At 69.2% G+C, this 21,675-nt stretch carries 16 protein-coding genes; 6 read left to right on the forward strand and 10 right to left on the reverse strand.

Features of this window, described 5'->3' with window-relative positions; genetic code table 11:
* Positions 1-2 precede the first annotated feature (2 nt).
* The 3 genes from AB0436_RS17765 to AB0436_RS17775 all read right to left on the reverse strand — a co-directional run bounded on the left by AB0436_RS17765 (position 3) and on the right by AB0436_RS17775 (position 3,159).
* Positions 3-1,061: an ABC transporter substrate-binding protein gene (locus AB0436_RS17765; protein ID WP_366468813.1), complete on the reverse strand. Its 1,059-nt coding sequence runs from the start codon at positions 1,059-1,061 to the stop codon at positions 3-5.
* Positions 1,062-1,115: 54 nt separating this feature from the next.
* A complete protein-coding gene (locus AB0436_RS17770) occupies positions 1,116-1,619 on the reverse strand; it encodes a flavin reductase family protein (protein ID WP_366468814.1) in 504 nt (167 codons plus the stop codon).
* 286 nt (positions 1,620-1,905) lie between these two features.
* Positions 1,906-3,159: an ROK family transcriptional regulator gene (locus AB0436_RS17775; RefSeq protein ID WP_366468815.1), complete on the reverse strand. Its 1,254-nt coding sequence runs from the start codon at positions 3,157-3,159 to the stop codon at positions 1,906-1,908.
* Between the two features lie 422 nt (positions 3,160-3,581).
* Between AB0436_RS17775 and AB0436_RS17780 the strand changes: the two genes are divergently transcribed.
* A complete protein-coding gene (locus tag AB0436_RS17780; protein WP_366468816.1) occupies positions 3,582-7,877 on the forward strand; it encodes a discoidin domain-containing protein in 4,296 nt (1,431 codons plus the stop codon).
* An 83-nt stretch (positions 7,878-7,960) separates the two neighbouring features.
* Here AB0436_RS17780 and AB0436_RS17785 read toward each other — a convergent pair whose 3' ends face one another.
* Positions 7,961-8,749 (reverse strand): SAM-dependent methyltransferase, encoded by a 789-nt coding sequence (locus AB0436_RS17785; protein WP_366468817.1) that lies wholly within the window; start codon positions 8,747-8,749, stop codon positions 7,961-7,963.
* A 201-nt stretch (positions 8,750-8,950) separates the two neighbouring features.
* Between AB0436_RS17785 and AB0436_RS17790 the strand changes: the two genes are divergently transcribed.
* The 5 genes from AB0436_RS17790 to AB0436_RS17810 all read left to right on the forward strand — a co-directional run bounded on the left by AB0436_RS17790 (position 8,951) and on the right by AB0436_RS17810 (position 13,048).
* On the forward strand, positions 8,951-10,585 hold the full coding sequence (locus AB0436_RS17790; RefSeq protein ID WP_366468818.1) for an FUSC family protein: 1,635 nt from the start codon (positions 8,951-8,953) through the stop codon (positions 10,583-10,585).
* Positions 10,586-10,634: 49 nt separating this feature from the next.
* On the forward strand, positions 10,635-11,141 hold the full coding sequence (locus AB0436_RS17795) for a MarR family transcriptional regulator (RefSeq protein WP_366468819.1): 507 nt from the start codon (positions 10,635-10,637) through the stop codon (positions 11,139-11,141).
* Positions 11,142-11,275: 134 nt separating this feature from the next.
* The gene (locus tag AB0436_RS17800; RefSeq protein ID WP_366468820.1) at positions 11,276-11,455 is read left to right on the forward strand and encodes a hypothetical protein; all 180 of its coding nucleotides are present in this window, start codon (positions 11,276-11,278) and stop codon (positions 11,453-11,455) included.
* 142 nt (positions 11,456-11,597) lie between these two features.
* Positions 11,598-12,584: a glycosyltransferase family 2 protein gene (locus AB0436_RS17805; protein ID WP_366469107.1), complete on the forward strand. Its 987-nt coding sequence runs from the start codon at positions 11,598-11,600 to the stop codon at positions 12,582-12,584.
* Positions 12,581-13,048: a GtrA family protein gene (locus AB0436_RS17810; RefSeq protein WP_366468821.1), complete on the forward strand. Its 468-nt coding sequence runs from the start codon at positions 12,581-12,583 to the stop codon at positions 13,046-13,048. The genes AB0436_RS17805 and AB0436_RS17810 overlap by 4 nt, the downstream gene beginning before the upstream one ends.
* Here AB0436_RS17810 and AB0436_RS17815 read toward each other — a convergent pair.
* From AB0436_RS17815 to AB0436_RS17840, 6 genes are all read right to left on the reverse strand, one after another.
* Positions 13,023-14,435, reverse strand: a complete 1,413-nt coding sequence (locus tag AB0436_RS17815) for a DUF6056 family protein (protein ID WP_366468822.1) — start codon at positions 14,433-14,435, stop codon at positions 13,023-13,025. The genes AB0436_RS17810 and AB0436_RS17815 overlap by 26 nt on opposite strands.
* A 224-nt stretch (positions 14,436-14,659) precedes the next feature.
* On the reverse strand, positions 14,660-15,808 hold the full coding sequence (locus AB0436_RS17820) for an XdhC/CoxI family protein (protein WP_366469108.1): 1,149 nt from the start codon (positions 15,806-15,808) through the stop codon (positions 14,660-14,662).
* Between the two features lie 30 nt (positions 15,809-15,838).
* Positions 15,839-17,317, reverse strand: a complete 1,479-nt coding sequence (locus AB0436_RS17825; RefSeq protein WP_366468823.1) for an NCS2 family permease — start codon at positions 17,315-17,317, stop codon at positions 15,839-15,841.
* Positions 17,318-17,537: 220 nt separating this feature from the next.
* Positions 17,538-19,946 carry a molybdopterin cofactor-binding domain-containing protein gene (locus AB0436_RS17830; RefSeq protein WP_366468824.1) on the reverse strand — a complete coding sequence of 803 codons (2,409 nt, stop codon included), beginning with the start codon at positions 19,944-19,946 and terminating at the stop codon, positions 17,538-17,540.
* A 2-nt stretch (positions 19,947-19,948) separates the two neighbouring features.
* Positions 19,949-20,542, reverse strand: a complete 594-nt coding sequence (locus AB0436_RS17835; protein WP_366468825.1) for a (2Fe-2S)-binding protein — start codon at positions 20,540-20,542, stop codon at positions 19,949-19,951.
* Positions 20,533-21,432 (reverse strand): FAD binding domain-containing protein, encoded by a 900-nt coding sequence (locus tag AB0436_RS17840; RefSeq protein ID WP_366468827.1) that lies wholly within the window; start codon positions 21,430-21,432, stop codon positions 20,533-20,535. The genes AB0436_RS17835 and AB0436_RS17840 overlap by 10 nt, the downstream gene beginning before the upstream one ends.
* Positions 21,433-21,675 lie beyond the last annotated feature (243 nt).

The raw sequence follows: 21,675 nt of genomic DNA on the forward strand, positions 1-21,675 counted from the left end.
ACTCACTTCCGGTACTCGGCGGGAACGGACCGGGCGGCGATGGACTCGAAACGCCGGTCGAACAGGCTGTCCACCCGGGTCTTGGGAATGAAGCCGTTCTCCGTCAGCAGATCGGCGGTCTCCTGCTCCCAGGCGATGGCCTTGTCCCAGCTCTTCGGGAAGACGGGCACCGACAGCGACTTGACGATCCGTCGTCCGTCCTGTGCGGTGACACCTTGGTCCTTGACGTAATAGACCTGGTTCCAGCGCTCCTTGTGCTCCCACGCCCACACGCTGCCCCGCGCCCAGAAAGGGATGAAACTCTTGACGGCGGCGAGCTTGTCGCCGTTCTCCAGCACCGAGGTGGGCGCCCACAGCACCGAGAGCAGGTCCACCACCTCGGTGTTGATCCTTCGGGCTCCGTCCTTCCCGAACTGGTCGACATACTTGGTGAGGACGGGCTCGGCCAGCGGGGCGACGTCGACCTGTTTGGTCTGCAGCGCGGTCAGGAACTGGTTGCTGGTCAGTGGCACCAGCGTGACATCGTCCTTGCTCAGTCCGGCCTCCTTGACGGCGCGCAGCAGTACGGCTCCCTGGGCCTGCCCCTGAGAGAAGCCGAGCTTCTTGCCGCGGAAGTCCTCGGCGGAGCGGATGTCGGTACCGGGCGCGGTGGCGAACACGTACAGCGGCTTCTCGTGCAGCTGCACGGCGACGATCTTCGTGTCGAAGCCGATCGCCTGGGCCTGGATGGGCGGCAGCCCGGCATTGCTCGCAAGCTGTATCGACCGGGCGCGGAAACCCTGGATGACGTCGGGACCCGCCGTGAAATTGGGCCAGTGGGTGACCCGGAAAGGAAGTTCCGCCAATTTTCCGGACGCCTTCAGCTGAAGCTCCGTCGAATGGATCGATATGCTCAGTTCCGTTCCCGGTGGTGGTGCGCCGGAAGGGAGCTTTCCGGTGGGCGCGGACCCGACCGATGCGGCTGTTCCCTCGGCGCAGCCTGCGAGGCCGAGCAGCGCGCCACTGCCGAGGGCGAGAAAGGAACGGCGGGCGAGCGGCGTGCGTGAAGCCACGGTTGACATCATGTATTCCCTGAGAGGTGGGTAGTGCCCTGATAGGTGGGTACGGAACGGATTTCAGAGGGAGTGGTAGGCGCCGTCGTGGAAGACCAGCGGGCGGCGTTCCGGGTCGAGCCAGGAGTCCTCGACCCGGGCCACCACGATGCGGTGGTCGCCGGCCGGGACGGTCTGCTCGACGGAGAGCCGGAGCCAGCCGGCCACCTCATCGAGGACGGGCTCCCCGGTGGGCAGCCGCCGCCATGCCGTCGGTGCGGCGAACCTGTCGATACCACTGGTGGCGAATCGCCTGGCCAGTGGCTCCTGGTCGGCTCCGAGGAAATTGATGACCGCCGTCGCGGCCCGTTCGATGTGCGGCCAGGACGAGGCGGCCTCCGCGATGCCGAAGGACGCCAGCGGCGGGTCGATGGACAGGGAGGTGAGCGAGGTGGCGGTGAATCCGACCGGCCCGCTGCCGGCGTCCGCGGTCACCGCGACCACGCCGGCGGGATACCTGCGGAACACTTGCCTGAACCGCTCCGGGGCAATTCCCGTTGCGGAATACGAAGATATGGTGACAGTCATGTCTCCCCCAGGAGAAAGAAGGAAAAGGGCAGAACCGGAAAGGACATCGGTCCGGAAAACAGCATGGCGATATAGCGTGGCATGCCTGCACGGGAGCGCTCTTCGGTTATCGGGAAACCGAACAGGAGCGACAACAGAAACAGCGGGTGGAAACCAGCACCGGCTCGACCCCGCGGCAGCGCCGTGCCGCTGCGGGCACGTAACGAGAAATCCACTGCCGACTGGTCATGAATCCATTGTCCGGTCCGAGTTCTGCGTGGTCAACAATGCAACCTGCTGAATTAAGTCAACTCGCTGCGGTCAGCGCGGGCCAGGGACCGAGCGGGTCAGCGTAGAGGGCCGCCAGAGCCACGGCGCCGCCGGCGGTGGCCGGCACCGATCCGGCGAAACTGCCGGGCAGCACGGCCCGTTCGGGGTCGTCGCAGATCGCGGAGCGCTCGGCCACCTCGGCCCGCAGATCCGCCAGGCACTCCGGCAGCCGTGCGATCCCCGGCTCGACGACGACCAGGACTTCCGGGTCGAACAGGTCGAGCAGCAGGGCCGCCGCTCGGCCCACGAGCTCCGCCCGATGCCGGAAGAGCGCCACAGCCCGTGGATCGCCGGCCATCGCCGTATCCAGCAAGTGCCCGAACGCCGGGACGAACAGACCCCGTTGCGCCGCGAGCCGCACCATGGCCGGCTCCGACACCGCTGCGTGCAGACATCCGGGCCTGCCACAGATGCAGGGCTCCGCCGCGCCGGCCACTTCCCCGGTAGCGACCGGGAGGTGCGCCACGCTCCCTGCTCCGGCCCGGGGGCCCAGATGCACGGACCCGGCGGTGCTGAAAGCCGCATCGATCACCGTGCCGACGAAGAGCAGGACCACGCCGGCCCGGGTGGCCACCTCACCGAACAACTGCTCGGCCCTGGCCAAGGCCCGGGAGTGATTGTCCACTTGGACCGGCAGGCCGGTACGACCGGTGAGGTGCTCGCGCACGGCCACGCCGCGCCAACCGAGCTGTGGATGGTCCACGACCATTCCCGCCACGGGGTCCACCCGGTGACCGGTCGCGACGCCCAGTGCGAGGACGGTACGTCCGGCCGCGTGCGCCTCCACCAGCCGGGGCAGCCGCACAGCCAGACGGCTCAGCACTTCCTGCGGACCGGTGCCCCGGTGCGGCTGCCGCTCCTCGGCCACGACCCTGCCCCGTAGATCCATCAGCGAGAGCGTCGAGTGCGCCACCGCGATGTGCGCGCCGGCCACCAGATACCGCCCGGTGTCGATCTCCAGCGGCACGTGCGGTCGGCCAAGGCCTCGCGGTCCGGCGGTCTCCGAGCTCTCCCGGATGAGGCCGCGGGCCAGCAACTGTGCGCAGTGGCCGGTCACCGAGGCGGGGGAAAGGCCGGTGAGCCTGGCGACCGTGGAGCGCGCGACCGGGCCGTGGTCGAGGATGGCCCCGAGCACTGCTCCGGTGCCCGAGGGCCTACGGGGCCGGCCGGCCGACGGCATCGCTGAACGGCGCAGCGGGGTGGGGCGGTTGGGCGCGGGCAGACGGTCCACGGATGACCTCCCGGTCCTCGACGTGACGGCACTCCATGACAGACGTGCGCGCCCGTACCCGGTGGTGCGAAGGGGGCAGCGGATGATGCCGGCGGAATGCTCCTGGAGGCCGGCCCGCGCGGGCGCCGTACGGTCAGGCCCGGTGACACGCCGCGGAGCACACACGCTTCAGGTCGACATGACCTCGAGTCGTCAGGTGTGCGGAACGCTGCATGGCGCGCAACGTATCCGGCACGGCGGAACCGGGTCAAACAGCCGACCACATCCTGGACAGCCGCCGGGGCCCCGGCCGGCTTCACCACGCCCCGGCCAAGAGGGGGCTAGGCAATTTCCTCTGTCAGAGCTGTAGACCTCTCTACAAAGCTCTGCAATTCTCCAACAATTGAACGCAAGAACAGGAACTTCCCACGTTAGGAACGCTCATGAAAAGATCCCTGGCCCGCTGGCGCGCGCTGACGGCCGCCCTCGCAACCACCCTGTTACTGCTGGGCCTGCCCGCGCTGGCCGCATCAGCGGCCGGCGGACCTGACATCGCAGCAGGGCACCCCACCCGAGCGAGCAGCTCCGCCGCGGGGTATGCGGCGACGAACATCACGGACGGCAACCCCTCGACGTACTGGGAGAGTTCGAGCGGGACCTTCCCGCAGTGGGCGGAGGCCGACCTCGGGTCCACGGCACGCGTCGATCAGGTCGTACTGAAACTCCCGGCGGGCTGGGAGACCCGCAGCCAGACCCTCTCGGTGCAGGGCAGCACGGACGGCACCGGCTACAGCACGCTGGCCGGCTCCGCCGCGTACACCTTCAGCCCCGGCTACAGCAATACGGTGACGGTCGACTTCCCCGCCACCCTGGCCCGGTACGTGCGGGTCACCATCACCGCCAACTCCGGCTGGCCCAAGGCGCAGCTCTCCGAACTGCAGGTGCACGCGGCCGACACCACAGGTGCCTCCGGCAACCTGGCCCTCGGCAGAACGCTCACGGCCAGCAGTTACACCGACGTGTACAGCGCGGACCATGCCAACGACGGCAACCGCGCCACCTACTGGGAGAGCAGGAACAACGCCCTCCCGCAGTGGATCCAGGCCGATCTCGGCTCGTCCGTGCCGGTGGACCAGGTGGTGCTGCGCCTGCCGGACGGCTGGGGGTCCCGCACCCAGACGCTGAAGATCCAGGGCAGCACCGACAACACGGACTTCACCGACCTCAGCGCGTCCAAGGGGTACACCTTCAACAGCGCCGACGACCAGACGGCGACGATCTCCTTCGACGCCACCACCACCCGGTACGTACGGGTGCTGGTCACCGCCAACACCGGGCAACCGGCCGGTCAGGTGTCGGAGCTGGAGGTCTACGGTCCCGCATCCGGCGACGTCACAGCCCCGTCCGCCCCGCAGGGTCTCGCCTTCACCGAACCGGCCACCGGTCGGATCAAGCTCACCTGGCAGGCCTCGGCCGACGCCGTCGGCGTCACCGGCTACGACATCTACGCCAACGGCGAGCTGCGCTCCACGGTCGCCGGCGATGTCACCACGTACACCGACGACCAGCCGGGCAGCAGCACCGTCGCCTACTACGTGCGCGCGCACGACGCGGCGGGCAATCAGTCGGGCAACAGCAACACCGTGACCCGTAAGGGCGACACCGGCGACACCCAGGCGCCCACCGCGCCCGCCGACCTGGCATTCACCCAGGGCGCGGCCGGCGATATCAAGCTCACCTGGGGCGCCGCCACAGACGATGTGCGGGTCACCGGATACGACGTCTACGCCAACGGCAGCCTGCTGAAGTCCGTCGCCGGCGATGTCACCACGTACACCGACAACCCACCGGCCGACGCCACCGTTTCCTACTACGTACGGGCCAAGGACGCGGCGGGGAACGTGTCGGGCAACAGCAACACCGTCACCCGCCCGGGAACCACCGGGCCCGGTTCGAACCTGGCTCAGTCCAAGCCGATCAGCGCCTCCTCCAGCGTCTTCACCTTCGCCGCCGAGAACGCCGACGACGGTCTGACAAGCACGTACTGGGAAGGCGCGGGCGGCAGCTACCCCAACACCCTCACCGTGAAGCTCGGCGCCAATGCCGACGTCAGCTCCGTCGTGCTGAAGCTCAATCCCGACAGCGCCTGGTCCACCCGCACCCAGAACATCCAGGTGCTGGGCCGTGAACAGAGCGCCACTTCGTTCACCAGCCTGGTGGCCGGCAAGGACTACACCTTCAACCCGGCGAGTCAGAACACCGTCACCATCCCGGTGACCGGACGCGTCTCCGATGTGCAGCTGAAGATCACCTCCAACACCGGTTCCGCCGCCGGCCAGATCGCGGAGTTCCAGGTGATGGGTGTCCCCGCCCCCAATCCGGACCTTCAGGTCACCAAGATCACTTCCACGCCCGCAGCGCCGGTCGAGTCCGACGACATCAGTCTCACCGCGACCGTCATGAACAGCGGTACCCAGGCGTCGGCCGCCACCGACCTGGCCTTCAGCCTCGGTACCGGCAAGGCGGGCAGCGCCGCCGTCCCGGCGCTGGCTGCGGGCGGGACGGAGACCGTCACCGCCTCCATCGGCGCGCACGACGCGGGCAGTTACCCACTGAGCGCCGAGGTCGACCCGGCGAACAAGGTGATCGAGCAGAACGAGGGCAACAACACCTGGGCCGGCCCCGCACCGCTGGTCGTCAAGCCGGTCGCCAGCTCGGACCTGGTGGCCTCCCCCGTCAGCTGGTCACCGAGCTCGGCCTCTTCGGGCGACTCGGTGAAGTTCTCGGTGGCCATCAAGAACCAGGGCACCGTGGCCTCGGCCGGCGGCAGCCATGGCATCACCCTGGCCCTGACCGACTCCAAGGGCGCGACGGTCAAGACCTTCACCGGTTCCTACAGCGGCGCGATAGCCGCGGGCGACACCACCTCACCTGTCGAGCTGGGCAGTTGGACCGCGGTGAACGGCACCTACCAGGTCAAGACCGTGATCGCGGACGACAGCAACGAGGTGCCGGTCAAGCGGGAGAACAACACCAGCAGCCGGTCGTTGTTCATCGGCCGCGGCGCCGACATGCCCTACGACGCGTACGAGGCCGAGGACGGTGTCCTCGCGGGCGGCGCCAAGGTGATCGGACCGAACCGCACCATCGGTGATCCGGCCGGCGAGGCCTCCGGCCGGAAGGCGGTCACCCTGAACAGCACCGGCGAATCGGTCGAGTTCACCACCAAGGCCAGCACCAACACCCTGGTCACCCGCTTCTCCATCCCCGACGCGGCGGGCGGCGGCGGCATCAACTCCACCCTGGACGTCTACGTCGACGGCACCTTCCTCAAGGCGATCGACCTCACCTCCAAGTACGCCTGGCTGTACGGCGCCGAGACCGGCCCCGGCAACGATCCGGGCTCCGGCGCACCACGGCACATCTACGACGAGGCGAACGTCATGCTGGGCATGACCGTCCCGGCCGGCCACAAGATCAAGCTCCAGAAGGACGCCGCCAACACCTCGACGTACGCGATCGACTTCATCAACACCGAGCTGGCGACGGCGATCGCGAATCCGGACCCTGCCGCCTACACGGTGCCGGCCGGCTTCTCCCAGCAGGACGTGCAGAACGCGCTGGACAAGGTCAGGATGGACACCACGGGCAAGCTGGTGGGCGTCTACCTGCCGGCCGGTGACTACGAGACGTCGAGCAAGTTCCAGGTCTACGGCAAGGCCGTCAAGGTCGTCGGTGCGGGGCCGTGGTTCACCAGATTCCACGCCCCGTCGTCCCAGGACAACACCGACATCGGCTTCCGGGCCGAGGCCACGGCCAACGGCTCCTCGTTCGCGGACTTCGCCTACTTCGGCAACTACACCTCGCGTATCGACGGCCCCGGCAAGGTGTTCGACTTCTCAGGCGTCTCCGACATCACCATCGACAACATCTGGGACGAGCACACGGTGTGCCTCTACTGGGGGGCCAACACCGACGGCATCACCATCAAGAACTCCCGCATCCGTGACACCTACGCCGACGGCATCAACATGACCAACGGCAGCACGGACAACCACGTGACCAACAACGAGTCGCGTGCCACCGGTGACGACAGCTTCGCGCTGTTCTCGGCGATCGATGCCGGCGGCGCGGACGAGAAGAACAACGTCTTCGAGAACCTGACCTCGCTGCTGACCTGGCGCGCGGCAGGAGTGGCCGTGTACGGCGGCTACGACAACACCTTCCGCAACATCCGCATCGCGGACACCCTGGTCTACTCCGGCATCACCGTCAGCTCGCTGGACTTCGGCTACCCGATGAACGGCTTCGGCACCGATCCGACCACCCTGGAGAACATCACCATAGAACGGGCGGGCGGCCACTTCTGGAACGGCCAGACCTTCCCCGGAATCTGGCTGTTCTCCGCCTCCAAGGTGTTCCAGGGCATCCGGATCAATGACGTGGACATCATCGACCCGACCTACAGCGGGATCATGTTCCAGACCAACTACGTAGGAGGACAACCGCAGTTCCCGATCAAGGACACCATTCTCACGGACATCACGATCACCGGTGCCAGGAAGAGCGGCGACGCCTTCGACGCCAAGTCCGGTTTCGGACTCTGGGCGAACGAGATGCCGGAGTCCGGGCAGGGCCCGGCGGTCGGTGAGGTCACCTTCCACAACCTGAAGATGAGCGGGAACGCTCAGGACATCAAGAACACGACGTCCACCTTCACGATCAACAACCTGCCGTAACAGCGGGGAAAGCGCCGGCCGCCGGGCATTCCCCGGCGGCCGGCGCTGTGCCGGAGATGTCCCTCCACCGAGAGGAAGCGGTACTACCGGACGCGGCCGACTCCGGCGTACACGCCGTTCGGCTCGTACACCGGCGCGGCGGTGTCCTTGTACCACTCGGGGCCGGACACCAGTCCGGGAGCCACCATCTCCAGCCCGTCGAAGAACCGCTCGACCTCGGCGCGGGTGCGTGCGCAGAGGCTCATCCCACCGGCCCGGTACGTACCGGTGATCTTGTGCGAGAGTTCGGCAGGCAGGAAATCCGCGGTGCCGTGCGAGAGGAGCAGCAAACTGCCCGAGGGCAGGGCGTCGACCAGCGTGCGGGTGACGCCGTACGGGTCCTGGTTATCGGGGAGGAAGTGCAGGAGGGCGATGAGGGACAGCGCGACGGGCCTGCTGAAGTCCAGGAACCCGCGGGCACGGTCCAGGATCACCTCGGGCTCCCGCACATCGGCCTCGATGTAGTCGGTCGCTCCCTCGGCCTTGCTGACCAGCAGGGCCGCGGCGTGCGAGAGCACGATCGGGTCGTTGTCCGCGTAGACGATCCGGGCCTTCGGGTTGATCTCCTGCACGATCTGGTGGAGGTTCGGGGCGGTGGGGATGCCCGTTCCTATGTCCAGGTACTGGTCGATACCGATACCGGCCGCCCACGCACAGGCACGGCGCATGAAGTCCCGGTTGAGCCGGCAGCTGACCTTGGCCGCCTCCGGCAGTTGTTCCCCGACCTTCTGATCGACGAGGTAGTTGTCCTTGCCACCCAGGAGGTAGTCGTAGACCCGGGCAGGATGCGGCTTGCCGGTGTCGATCCTGGACTGGGGCAGACCTGCGGCCATGAGGGGCTCCCAACGTAGGCAAAGGGAGGACCCGCCAGTCCTCTCCGGGAGTTTGCCACAGCGCCTCGGCCTGTGATCCGGATACGGGCAAGCGAGTTATTTCACGAGTAAAACACCTGCTAAGCTTTACTCGTGCCCCAACATGCCAGAAGCAGCCGAGCGGGCGGGAAGCTCCGCCCCACATGGATTCGACCGCTGCCCATGCGAAGCACCGTCCAACTGCGCCGCCCCGCCGACATCTGGCACAAGCCGGCGCTGAGCGCCGCGGCCGCGCTGGCGGTGCCCGACGTGACCCTGCTCGCGCTGGGCCGGATGGACCTCGTGCTCTACACATCGGCCGGCGCGATGTGCGCGCTCTACGGACATGGCCTGCCCTATGCCGCGCGAGCCCGCACCCTGGCCTGGGTGGTACTGGCCATGGTCGCGAGCCTGGGGGCCGGCTTGCTCGCCGCTTCGCTGGTCAGCTCGGCGGTGCTGCTGGTCCTGCTGGCCTCGCTGCTCGCCGCCGTCCACCGGATCGGCTGCGATGCGACCCGGATCGGACCGCCGGGCAGTCTGATCATCACCTTCATCGCGGCGTCCGCCTTCTTCGTCCCGCAGCAGCCCGCCCGGATCCCCGCGCACCTGGCCCTCGCGCTGGCGGGTGGCGCGGTCGCCTGGCTGGTCGGGATGGCGCCCGCGCTGGTCAGGCCACACGGTCCGGAGCGGATCGCGGTCGCGCGAGCGCTGGAGGCGGCGGCCGGGCTCTGGCGCAGCGAACGGACCGGCTCGCTGGCGGGCCGGCAGTCCACCGCCGCGGCGGTCGGCGCGGCCTGGCACACCCTCTTCCTGGTTCCGGCGCACGACGAGAACCGGGCCCGGCTCGAACGCCTGCTGGTCCACGCCGAGTCGGCGCTCGCCGCACCCGCCGCACACCCGGCGCCCGACCTGGCCGGGGAGGCGCAGCGGTGCGCGGACCTGGCGAGCGAGCTGCGGCGCGGCGGTCCATTGCCGTCGATCGGGCTGACTCCGGCCGAGTACCGCGAACTCACCCGGCAGCTGCGGCTCCCCGCGCCGGACCGGGCCCAGGGCGTACGCGCGGTGCTGGCGCGGCTCCGCCCGGGGTCGCCGCTGCTGCCGATCGGGGCACGCGTCGCGGTCGGGTGCTCACTGGCGGGCTGGGCCTCCCTGGCGGCGGGAGTGGGGCATCCGTACTGGGCGGTGGTCACCGCGGCCTCGATCTTCCAGGCCAACACCACGCTCTCCTGGCAGCGGGCCGTGCAGCGCTTCATCGGCAATGTGCTCGGCCTCGCCCTCTTCTTCGCCCTGCTGCCGCTGATCCACACCGGCCGGCCGGCGATGGTCCTGCTGGCCCTGGCCTTCCAGATCGGTGCCGAAGCATTCATGACCCGTAACTACTGGCTGGGTTCGGTGTGTGTCACGCCGATGGCGCTGCTGCTGACCCAGTTCGGCAACACACTGCCCGCCCGTACCCTGATCGCCGACCGTGGGCTGGACACGCTGAGCGGCGCGGTCATCGGTCTGGCCTGCTGTCTGCTGGTCACCAACCGCCGCGCCACCGACCGTATCGACGCGGCCCTGGAACACCTCACGGCCGCCGAGGCGACGGCCCGGCGGGTGCTCGCCGCGCGGGCCGTTCCCGACCACACGACGGGGTGGGCCCGCGACCGGCTGGCCCGTTCCCTGGTGGAGCTGCGGGAGGCCGTCGATGTGGCGTCGGGCGAGTGGTGGCAGCGGGCGCTGCCCGCGGAGCGGGTCGCGGTCGCCGAGTCCCAGGGGCACCACACCCTCTCCCTGCTGGTCCGCGATACCGTCCCGGTGGCGCCGGCCGCCTGAGCTGCCGCCTGTCAGAAGCTGGTGTCCGACGAGAGCGAGGCGGGTGCAGATGACCGAGGACATCGTCGCGGCGGTGATCCGGCAGTGGGAGGAGGTGCTCCCCGGTCTCGACACGGGTCCGATGGCGGTGATCGGACGGCTCAACCGCTGTTCCGCACTACTGCAGCAGGCCGCCGACGCACCGCTGCGGCGCGCCGGGCTCTCCCGGCCGGAGTTCGACGTGCTGGGCACCCTGCGCCGGGTCGATCGCGAGCTGACGCCCGGCCGGATCGCCCGGGAGACCTTCGCCTCCGGCGCGGCGGTGACCAAGCGGGTACGGCAGCTGGAGGAACGCGGTCTGGTGCACCGCCGGACCGACGACCGGGACCGCCGGGTCACGCATCTGTCCCTCACCGAGCAGGGCCGGACGCTCCTCGACCGGCTGCTTCCCCAGCAGCTGGGGTACGAGGCCGCCCTGCTGGACGGCATCGATCCCCGGAGCCAGCAGGAGCTGTCCACCTCGCTCGGTGAACTGCTCGTCCTTCTGGAGGGACGTCTCGGCAGCCTGCTGAGCTGACTCCGTGCAGGTCATGGGGGTGGTCCGGAACTTCCGTGGAGATCCGGTGGCGACCCGGCCGAGGGCACATAGGCTGCTCGTTCCTGGGCATTCGCCGCAGGACCGGACCGACCGCGACCGAAGGAACGTACGCAGTGGAATCCCTCCCCAACCCCGGCTCACCCATATACGACCAGCTGGTCCAGGAACACGGTGATGTGCTCGCCGAGGTACGGAAGCTGGCCGTCGAGGCGCTCGAGCAGGCGGACCCTGCGCAGTTCTGGGGCAGCGCACCGGCCTGGCACCTCCCTGCCGAGAGCGCCAAGTCGGCGTGAGCACCCTTCCGCAACCGCCTTTCTGGTGACAGGAGGCAACCCCGGCCTCTCTCCTGTCGTTCTTCATGTGTGGCGCTTCTCCGTTGCCCGGCGCTCCCACCGGTGCAACGCCGTTCGCATGACAGACACGGAGTGAATGACGATGGTCCACCTTTCGGTTGTCGTACCGTGTTTCAACGAGGCCGAGGTGATCGACACCTTTCACACCGCGCTCGTCGCGGCGCTCGAGCCCACCCGGGAGACCTTCGAGATCTGCTACGTCGACGACGGCAGCAGCGACCGTACGCTGCAACGACTGCGGCACCTCGCGGCGAACGACCCACGCGTACGGTTCACTTCCTTCAGCCGCAACTTCGGCAAGGAGCCCGCCATGCTCGCGGGCCTGCGGATGGCCGGCGGTGATGCCGTCGTCCTCATGGATGCCGATCTGCAACATCCGCCCGGACTCGTCCCGCGCATGCTGGAGATGCACCGGCACGGCTACGACCAGGTCGTCGCGCAGCGCGACCGGACCGGCGAGGGGGCCGTACGGTCCGCGTTGAGCCGTGCCTACTACCGCCTGGTCCGACGCTGCATGGATGTCCAGCTGGTCGACGGCGAGGGAGATTTCAGACTGCTGTCCCGCCGCGCGGTGGACTGTGTGCTGTCGCTGCCGGAGAGCAACAGGTTCTCCAAGGGGATTTTCTCCTGGATCGGCTTCGACTCCGTCAGCTTCACCTACCAGAACGTCGAACGGGCGGCCGGGGAGTCCAAGTGGGGCGGCCGCCGACTGCTGAACTACGGTATCGACGGGCTGCTGTCCTTCAACACCCGTCCGCTGCGCCTGGCGATCCACACGGGTCTCTGCCTCTTCCTGTCGGCGCTCGCCTACGCGCTCTGGATCATCGGGAGCGATGTGTTCGTCGGCATCGACACACCGGGCTATACGACGCTGCTCACGGTGATCGTCGCACTCGGCGGAATCCAGCTCGCCACCCTCGGCGTCGTCGGCGAGTACGTGGGACGGATCTACCACGAGGCCAAGCGCCGCCCGCACTATGTGGTGCGGGAGACGGAGACCTCCGGGCCCCGGGTGGCGGCCCGCTCCGGGCTCGGGACTTCGGGCGGCCGGGCAAGGACGACGTCATGAGCGCGGCAGCGACGCGTAACCCGAGGTCCCGCACGCTCGGCCAGTTCGTGAGCTTCGCGGCGATCGGCGTCGCGAACACCGCGGTGTACTACGCGGTCTACGCGACGCTGAACCACTGGCTGCCCTATCTGGCGGCCCATGCGCTCGGCTGGACGGTGAGCATCACCGGTTCGTTCCTGCTCAACTCGTACATCACCTGCCGCACCCGCCCCACCTGGCGCGCGTTCCTGCGTTACCCGCTCTCCGGTGCGGTGAACGTCGTGGGCAGCGGGGTCCTGCTCTATCTTGCGGTGAGCCTGCTCGGCATGAACGAGGACATCGCCGCGATCGCGGCCGGCGTCCTGGTCACCCCGCTGTCCTTCCTGCTCGCCCGCTGGGCCATCGCAGCCGGCGCGGTCACCGCCGGCCCGGTCGCCCCCGGCCCGGAGGCCCCTGACGTCAGTGCAGCCGCTTCGCCTTGGTGACCTGCCGTACGTGGTAATAGTCGGCGACACACACCGCGGGCCAGCCGCCGGGCTTGCCGCCGAACGGTTCCAGCATTCTGCCGACATGCAGCGGCTTGTACGGGAGCACCTGGGCGCCGGCCGCCGATTGCTCCCGTAGCCACCGGTCCTGGCGGTCCCACTGCTGGGCACGCACCTGCATCTGCCGGCCGAGACCGTGCAGCGGTACCGCGAGCGACAGGCAGACCCCCGCGCAGACGAGCGCCGCTGCTCCGGCCGCTCCCGCCGTGAGCAGGGACGCCGGCCTCCTCACCCGGGTGCGCACCGCACGACCGAGCAGCGCTCCGATCCCGGCGAGCACCAGCACGTAGAGCAGCAGGTAGTCGTTCCAGGTCCGCTCGGTGGTCACCACATGGCGTCCGAAAACGGGGTAGGTGATCACCGTGCAGAGGTAGCCGCAGAGCAGGAAGGCGAGCAGCCCGCCGGCGGCCGACAGCCACGGCGTGCACGGCAGCAGCACCCTGCCCGGCCGGCCCTTCGCCGACAGACCGAGCACCAGACCGGCGGCCACGGCCCCGAGGTACTGCCAGGTGGAGAGGATCGTCGCGAGGATGTGCGCGAACTGGGCGAGCGAGGCGGCCAGGGAGTGCGGGGCGAGCATCGAGGCGCCGGCGCCGTACTTCTCCCGGCGCTGGCGTGAGCCCGGGGACGTCACCAGCAGCAGTACACCGATGGCCACCCCGGCCATGGTGGCCAGTGACCAGCGGCGCACGTACCCCCGCGCCCGCTGGGTGAAGAGCCGCCCGGCGAGGAGCACCGCGGCCGACAGCACGACCAGCATCACGACCGACGTCTCCTCGGAAAGCGTCCCCAGGAACGCGCCGGCGATCACCGCGGCGGCCAGTACGGCGATCCGGCCACGGCGGCCCCGTACGAGCAGCGGCGGAATGACCGCCGCGCAGGCCAGCACCGGCGCGAGTGTGTGCGAGACGGAGGCGGCCGGCCAGTAGAAGGTCTTGTACGTATTGGCGGAGGCGAACAGAAAGACCGCCGCTGTCATGGACGCCACCAGCAACGGGACTCCGCTCGCCACGCTCACCCCGACCCGGCGCAGCCCGAGCGCGACCACCGCCCACAGCAGGCCCAGCATCAGCACCCCGCTGACCGGCCCGAACCACTGGTGCCCGGGGACCCCGGGTTCGGCGTACAGCCCGACCAGCCAGCCGTTCGCGATGCGCCCGTTGTCGTGGAAGTAGAACTTGCCGGTCAGCCCGGAGATGCCGTGGTCACGCACATACGGCAGGAAGCACCACTCGTCCGCGCTGGGGCGCACGAACCGCCCCAGCACCATCGCCATCGCGAGCAGCCCGAGGGGCAGCAGGGACAGCACGGCGGGCCAGGATGCCATCAACGCCCGGGTCGGCCGGCGAAGGCCGGTCCGCCCCGCGGTCGGGGCGTCGTCACCCGACCGCCTGGGAACGGTGACGCTCGATGCGCCGACGGCCATGGTGCACCACTGCCTCTCGGGGTTGTTGCCGGTCGGCCCCGAAGACGTGATTCCTTGCGTCGGCGTTCCCGTTGATCGGCGCGGGATCGGCGGCCGCGCCGACGGCGCCTTCGGCGGGTTCCGTGTCAGGCGACAAACCCTATCCGTCCGGCCGGATCCGTCGGGTCGTGGTGGATCGGCGTGTGTGCCCCGGTGAGCGATGCCCCGGTGCCGCCCCGCCGGTTGGCGACGATCTCGGCGCCGATGGACAGCGCGGTCTCCTCCGGCGTACGTGCCCCGAGGTCCAGGCCGATGGGCGAGCGCAGCCTGGCCAGTTCCAGCTCGGTGACGCCGGCCTCGCGCAACCGCGCGTTGCGCTCGAGGTGGGTGCGGCGTGATCCCATCGCCCCGACGTAGGCGACGGGCAGCGTGAGCGCCAGTTCGAGGAGCGGGATGTCGAATTTGGCGTCGTGGGTGAGCACGCACAACACCGTCCGGCTGTCGACGGCGGCCGACGCCAGATAGCGGTGCGGCCAGTCGATCACGATCTCGTCGGCGTCCGGAAAGCGGTCGGCGGTCGCGAAGACCGGCCGGGCGTCGCAGACCGTGACGTGGTAACCGATGAGTTTGCCGACCCGGGCCAGCGCGGAGGCGAAATCGATCGCTCCGAAGATGACCATCCGGGGCGGCGGCACGCTCGACTCGACGAGCACGGTGAGCGGCCGGCCGCAGCGGGAGCCGTCCTCGCCGATGGTGACCGTGCCGGTACGGCCGGCGTCGAGCATGGCCCGGGCCTCGGCCGCTGCCGTGCGGTCCAGCTCCGGGTGACCGCCCAGGGTCCCCTCGCCGGCGCCGTCCGTACGAACCAGCAGGGCGCGGCCCAGCAGCTCGGCCGGGCCGTCCGTGATGCGGGCCAGGGCGGCCGTTCCGCCGACCGCCGCGGTGGCCAGCGCGGCCGCGTACACCTCGCGCGACGGCGCCTGCGCCTGGACCGGTGTGATCATGATGTCGATGACTCCACCGCAGGTCAGGCCCACGGCGAAGGCGTCGTCGTCGCTGTACCCGAAGCGCTCGACGATCGTGGAACCCGATTCCATCGCCTCGCGGCACAACTCGTACACGGCCCCTTCCACACACCCGCCGGAGACCGACCCGACCGCTGTTCCCTCGCTGTCGACAGCGAGGGCCGCACCCGGTTGCCGGGGCGCACTCCCGCCGACCGCCACCACGGTGGCGACGGCGAACGTACGTCCCTGCTCGACCCACCGGTTCAGATCTTCGGCGATGTCCAGCATGTCGGTCTCCTCACGCATGTACGAACCAGGCTAGTTGACGCCCAACCAGCTCTCGATGGGATGGAGTGCGAAGTAGGCGAGAAACACCGCGCCCAGCACCCACATCAGCCAGCCGATTTCGCGCACCCTTCCCTGAGCCAGCTTGATCACGACGTGCGAGATGACGCCGGCGGCGATGCCCACGGTGATCGAGTAGGCGAACGGCATCAGCACGGTGGTCAGGAAGACCGGGATGGAGGTGGCCTGGTCGTTCCAGTCGATGTGCTTGGCGTTGGTCAGCATCATCGAGCCGATGACGACGAGGGCGGCGGCCGCGACCTGGGTCGGGATGAGCTGGGCGAGCGGCGTGAACACGAGGCAGAGCGCGAAGCCCAGACCGGTGACGACGCTGGCGAGGCCGGTGCGTGCACCGTCGCCGACACCCGCGGTGGACTCGACGAAGACTGTCTGGCCGGAGGCGCCGGCGAGGCCGCCCATGATGCCGCCCGCGCCGTCGATGGTGAGGGCCTTGTTGAGGCCCGGCATCTTGCCGTCCTTGTCGACGAGGTTGGCCTGCTGGCCGACGCCGATGATCGTGCCGATCGCGTCGAAGAAGCCGGCGAGCACCAGGGTGAAGACGATGACACCGACGGTGATGCCGCCGACGTTCCCGATGCCGTTGAAGGAGACGCTGCCGAAGAGGCCGAAGTCGGGCGCACTGACGATGGAGCCCTTGAGCGCGGGGGCGTTGAGGCCCCAGTCCTTCTGGCTGAGTCCCGCGACCTGATGGACGATCGCGGCGAAGATCGTGCCCCCGACGATGCCGATCAGGATCGCACCGGGAACCTTGCGGACCTGCAGCACGAAGATCAGCAGAACGGTGACGCCGAAGCAGAGCACCGGCCAGCCGGTGAGCATGTCGGCGGTGCCGAGCTGGAGGGGCTTCGCGCCGGAGATACCGCCGGGGCCCTTCATACCCGTGACGAAGCCGGCCTGGACCAGGCCGATGAGACAGACGAAGAGGCCGATTCCCATCGTGATGGCGTGCTTCAGCGCCAGCGGGATGGCGTTCATGATCAGTTCACGGAGGCCGGTGACGACCAGCAGCACGATGATGGCGCCGTAGATGAGGCACATCGCCATCGCGTTGCCCCAGGTCATTTCCGGGGCGACCTGATAGGCCATGACGGCGGAGACGCCGAGTCCCGCCGCGAGGGCCAGCGGCACATTGCCGATGAAGCCCATCACGAGGGTGGTGACTGCGGCGGCAAGCGCGGTGGCGGTGGTGATCTGGCCGCCGTCCAGGTGATGTCCGGTCACATCGGCGCCACCCAGAATGACCGGGTTCAGGAGGACGATGTACGCCATCGCCATGAAGGTGGTGATGCCGCCGCGCACCTCCGTCCCGACGGTCGAACCGCGCTGGGTTATGTGGAAGTACCGGTCGAGCCAAGATCTGCCGGCGGGCTGACGCGTTCCTGCGCCTGCCTCCTCCGACACGATCTTGGGGTCAAGGGACTGCTGGGTCATGGTGCCTACTCCCAAGGTTCAAAGGGGCACCCGCATGGAGACTGAGATCGCGGGATTTGGGATGGTGCTTGGGCTGCACGACCCGGGGGACGGCCCGAGACGACGTGGGTGGTGCTGTGTGGGGGCAAGGACCGCGAGCGGAGCGGTACCGATGGGGGCTCCGGGCGGCGCGTGGGAGGTGTGACGTTCCCGTGAAGCACGCGCCGCCCGGAGGGCTGGGTCAGGTGCCGGTGAGGTGTTCGGGGCGGACCGGCGTCCTGTTCAGTTCCAGTCCGGTCGCGTTCCGGATCGCCGCGAGGACGGCCGGGGTGGAGGAGAGGGTCGGGGCCTCACCGATGCCCCGCAGACCGTACGGCGCGTGCTCGTCGGCGAGTTCGAGCACATCGACGGGGATGGTCGGCGTGTCGAGGATGGTGGGGATCAGGTAGTCCGTGAAGGACGGGTTGCGCACCTTCGCGGTCTTCGGGTCGACGATGATCTCCTCCATGACCGCGACGCCCAGGCCCTGGGTGGTACCACCCTGGATCTGGCCGAGCACGGACAACGGGTTGAGCGCCTTGCCGACGTCCTGGGCCACGGCGAGTTCGATCACCTTGACCAGTCCGAGTTCGGTGTCCACCTCGACCACCGCGCGGTGCGCGGCGAAGGAGTACTGGACGTGTCCGTTGCCCTGACCGGTCCGCAGGTCGAAGGGTTCGGTGGGCCGGTGGCGCCACTCGAGCTCCAGGTCCACCGACTCGCCGTCGAGTACGTCGACGATGTCGGCGAGTACCTCGCCGCCGTCGGTGACGACCTTGCCGCCTTCCAGCAGCAGCTCCGCCGTCGCCCAGGCGGGGTGGTAGGTACCGAACTTGACCCGGCCCAGCTCCAGTACCTTCTCGCGGACGTGCTCGCAGGCGTTCTTGACGGCTCCGCCGGTGACATAAGTCTGGCGGGACGCTGACGTCGATCCGGCCGACCCGACCTGGGTGTCGGCCGGGCGGATGGTCACCTGGGACACGCCGAGTTCGGTGCGGGCGATCTGCGCGTGGACGGTGACGCCGCCCTGGCCGACCTCGGCCATCGCGGTGTGCACGGTCGCCACGGCTTCGCCGTTGATGACCTCCATCCGCACCCGGGCGGTGGAGTAGTCGTCGAAGCCCTCGGAGAAGCCGACGTTCTTGATGCCGACCGCGTAGCCGACACCGCGCACCACGCCTTCGCCGTGTGTGGTGTTGGAGAGCCCGCCGGGCAGCGCCCGTACGTCGGCCTGCTCGCCGGCCGAGAGCCACTGCTGCTCGGGCGGCAGCGGCCGGGCCTTGACCAGGCGGAGCAGTTCGGCGACGGGTGCCGGGGAATCGCAGCTCTGTCCGGTGGGCAGCAGCGTGCCCTGCTCCATGGCGTTGAGCCGGCGGAACTCCACCGGGTCCATGTCGAGCGCGGCCGCGAGCTTGTCCATCTGCGCCTCGTAGGCGAAGCACGCCTGGACCGCGCCGAAACCGCGCATGGCGCCGCAGGGCGGGTTGTTCGTGTAAAGCGCGAGCGCCTCGATGTCGACGTTCTCGATGACATACGGGCCGGCTGAGAGGGATGCCGCGTTGCCGACGACGGCCGGGGAGGCGGAGGCGTAGGCCCCGCCGTCCAGCACGATGCGGCACTTCATGTGCGTGAGCTTGCCGTCCCTGGTGGCGCCGTGCTCGTAGTGCAGCTTCGCCGGATGGCGGTGCACGTGGCCGAAGAAGGACTCGAACCGGTTGTAGACGATCTTGACGGGCTTTCCGGTGCGCAGCGCGAGGAGGCAGGCGTGGATCTGCATCGACAGGTCCTCGCGGCCGCCGAAGGCGCCGCCGACGCCAGAGAGCGTCATCCGGACCTTGTCCTCGGGCAGGCCGAGCACCGGTGCGATCTGGCGGAGGTCGGAGTGCAGCCACTGGGTGGCGACGTAGAGATCGACGCCGCCGTCCTCGGCCGGCACCGCGAGGCCCGACTCGGGACCGAGGAAGGCCTGGTCCTGCATGCCGAAGGTGTAGTCGCCGGAGACGATGACGTCGGCCCGCGCGGCGGCCGCCGCGGCGTCGCCGCGGATGATCGGCTGGCGGTGCACGATGTTGGGGTGCGGGACGTGACCGATGTGGTGGTCGTCGCGGCCCTCGTGGACGAGCAGCGCGCCCGGCGCGGTGGCCGACGCCTCGTCGGTGATGACGGGGAGTTCGGCGTAGTCGATCCGGATCTTGGCGGCGGCCCGGCGTGCGGTCTCCGGGTGGTCCGCGGCGACGATGGCGACCGGCTCGCCGTGGTGGCGGACCTTGCCGTGGGCGAGTACGGGCGTGTCCTGGATCTCCAGGCCGTAGTTCTTCACCTCGGTGGGCAGGTCGTCGTAGGTGAGTACGGCGTAGACACCGGAGGTGGCGAGCGCCTCGGAGGTGTCGATCGACCTGATCTCGGCGTGCGCGGTGGTGGAGCGGAGGGTGAAGCCCCACAGCATGTCCTCGTGCCACATGTCCGACGAGTACGCGAACTCACCGGTGACCTTGAGGGTGCCGTCGGGGCGGAGCGTGGACTCGCCGATGCCGCCCTTGGTCTGCGAGCCCTGCTTGATGCTGGTGGGCGAACCGCTCGGAGCGGTGCTGACCCGTGTCCGGTTACCCATGGTCAGACCGTCTCTTCCTGGCGGGCGGCAGCGAGCCGGACCGCGTCAAGGATCTTCTCGTAACCGGTGCAGCGGCACAGGTTGCCGGAGAGCGCCTCGCGGATGTCCGCGTCGGACGGGGAGGCGTTCTGCTCCAGCAGCTCGTCGGCCGCCACCAGCAGGCCCGGCGTGCAGAAACCGCACTGCACGGCGCCCGCGTCGATGAACGCCTGCTGAACCGGGGAGAGTTCAGCGGCTTCACCGGCGCGGCCGTCGGTGGGCCGGGCCTGCCAGCGCTGGGCGGCGTCCAGGGTGGTCCCGCAGGCACCCGAGGCGCAGCCGGCTCCGGGGTGGGCATCGTCGCGGTGCTTGGCGTAGTCCGCGAGGCCCTCGACGGTGACGACCTCGCGGCCCTCGACCTGACCGGCGGCGACCAGACAGGAGCAGACCGGGACGCCGTCGAGGCGGACCGTGCAGGAACCGCACTCGCCCTGCTCGCAGGCGTTCTTGGAACCGGGCAGGCCCATCCGTTCCCGCAGGACGTAGAGCAGGCTCTCGCCCTCCCAGACGTCGTCGGCTTCCTGCTGACGGCCATTGACCGTGAAGTTCACGCGCATGATGCGACTCCCTCAGTGTCGCGGCCGTTGCCGCGGTAGGACTCCCAGGTCCAGCCGAGCGTGCGGCGGGCCATGATGCCGACGGCGTGGCGGCGGTAGCTCGCGGTGCCCCGGACGTCGTCGATCGGGTTCGCGGCCCCGGAGGCGAGTGCCGCGAACTGCTTGGCGATCGACGGGGTGATGATCTTCCGGCTGTCCCAGAAGCCGCCCTCCTCGAGCGCGGCGTTCAGGAAATCCTCGGCCGCCTTCGCCCGGATCGGGGTCGGGGCGGCGGAGCCGATGCCGGTACGGACCGTGCGGGTCTCGGGGTGGAGCGCGAGGCCGAAGGCACATACGGCGATGACCATGGCGTTGCGGGTGCCGACCTTCGAGTACTGCTGGGGCCCGTCGGCCTTCTTGATGTGCACCGACTTGATGAGCTCGTCCTCGGCGAGCGCGTTGCGCTTCACGCCGGTGTAGAACTCATCGATCGGGATCAGCCGGGAGCCGCGCACCGACTCGACCTCGACCTCGCAGTCGGCGGCGAGCAGCGCCGGGTGGGCGTCACCGGCCGGGGATGCGGTGCCCAGGTTTCCGCCGACGCCGCCACGGTTGCGGATCTGCGGGGAGGCGACGGTGTGCGAGGCGAGGGCGAGGCCGGGCAGTTCGCTGCGCAGATGCTCCATGATGTGGGCGTACGGTACGGACGCGCCGAGCTCGACGGTCTTCTCGCCCACCTGCCATGCACGGAGCTCGCCGATACGGTTCAGGTCCAGCAGGTACTCGGGGCGTCGGTGGTCGAAGTTGATCTCGACCATGATGTCGGTGCCGCCGGCGATCGGCACAGCCGTCGGGTGCTCGGCCTTGGCGGCGAGCGCCTCCTCCCAGCTGGCGGGGCGAAGGAAGTCCATGAGGTGGCTCTCTTCTCATTCGGGTTTTCGCCGGGCCCGGAGACGGCCGGCCCTCGATGGCGTTCATCAGCATGGGTGGCGATGCTGCGAATACTTGATGGCACAAGTACACAAGCCGCGCCGGGCAGGGTGCAGTCACCGAAACCATGAAGGAGTTGGCTGGTGACCATGGTCGTCTTGTATGTTCGAACGAAAGACCGGCTGTGGTTACCTCTCCGCTTCCCACCGGCAACATCAAGACAC

Source organism: Streptomyces sp. NPDC051322 (genome assembly GCF_040689485.1).
GTDB lineage: Bacteria > Actinomycetota > Actinomycetes > Streptomycetales > Streptomycetaceae > Streptomyces.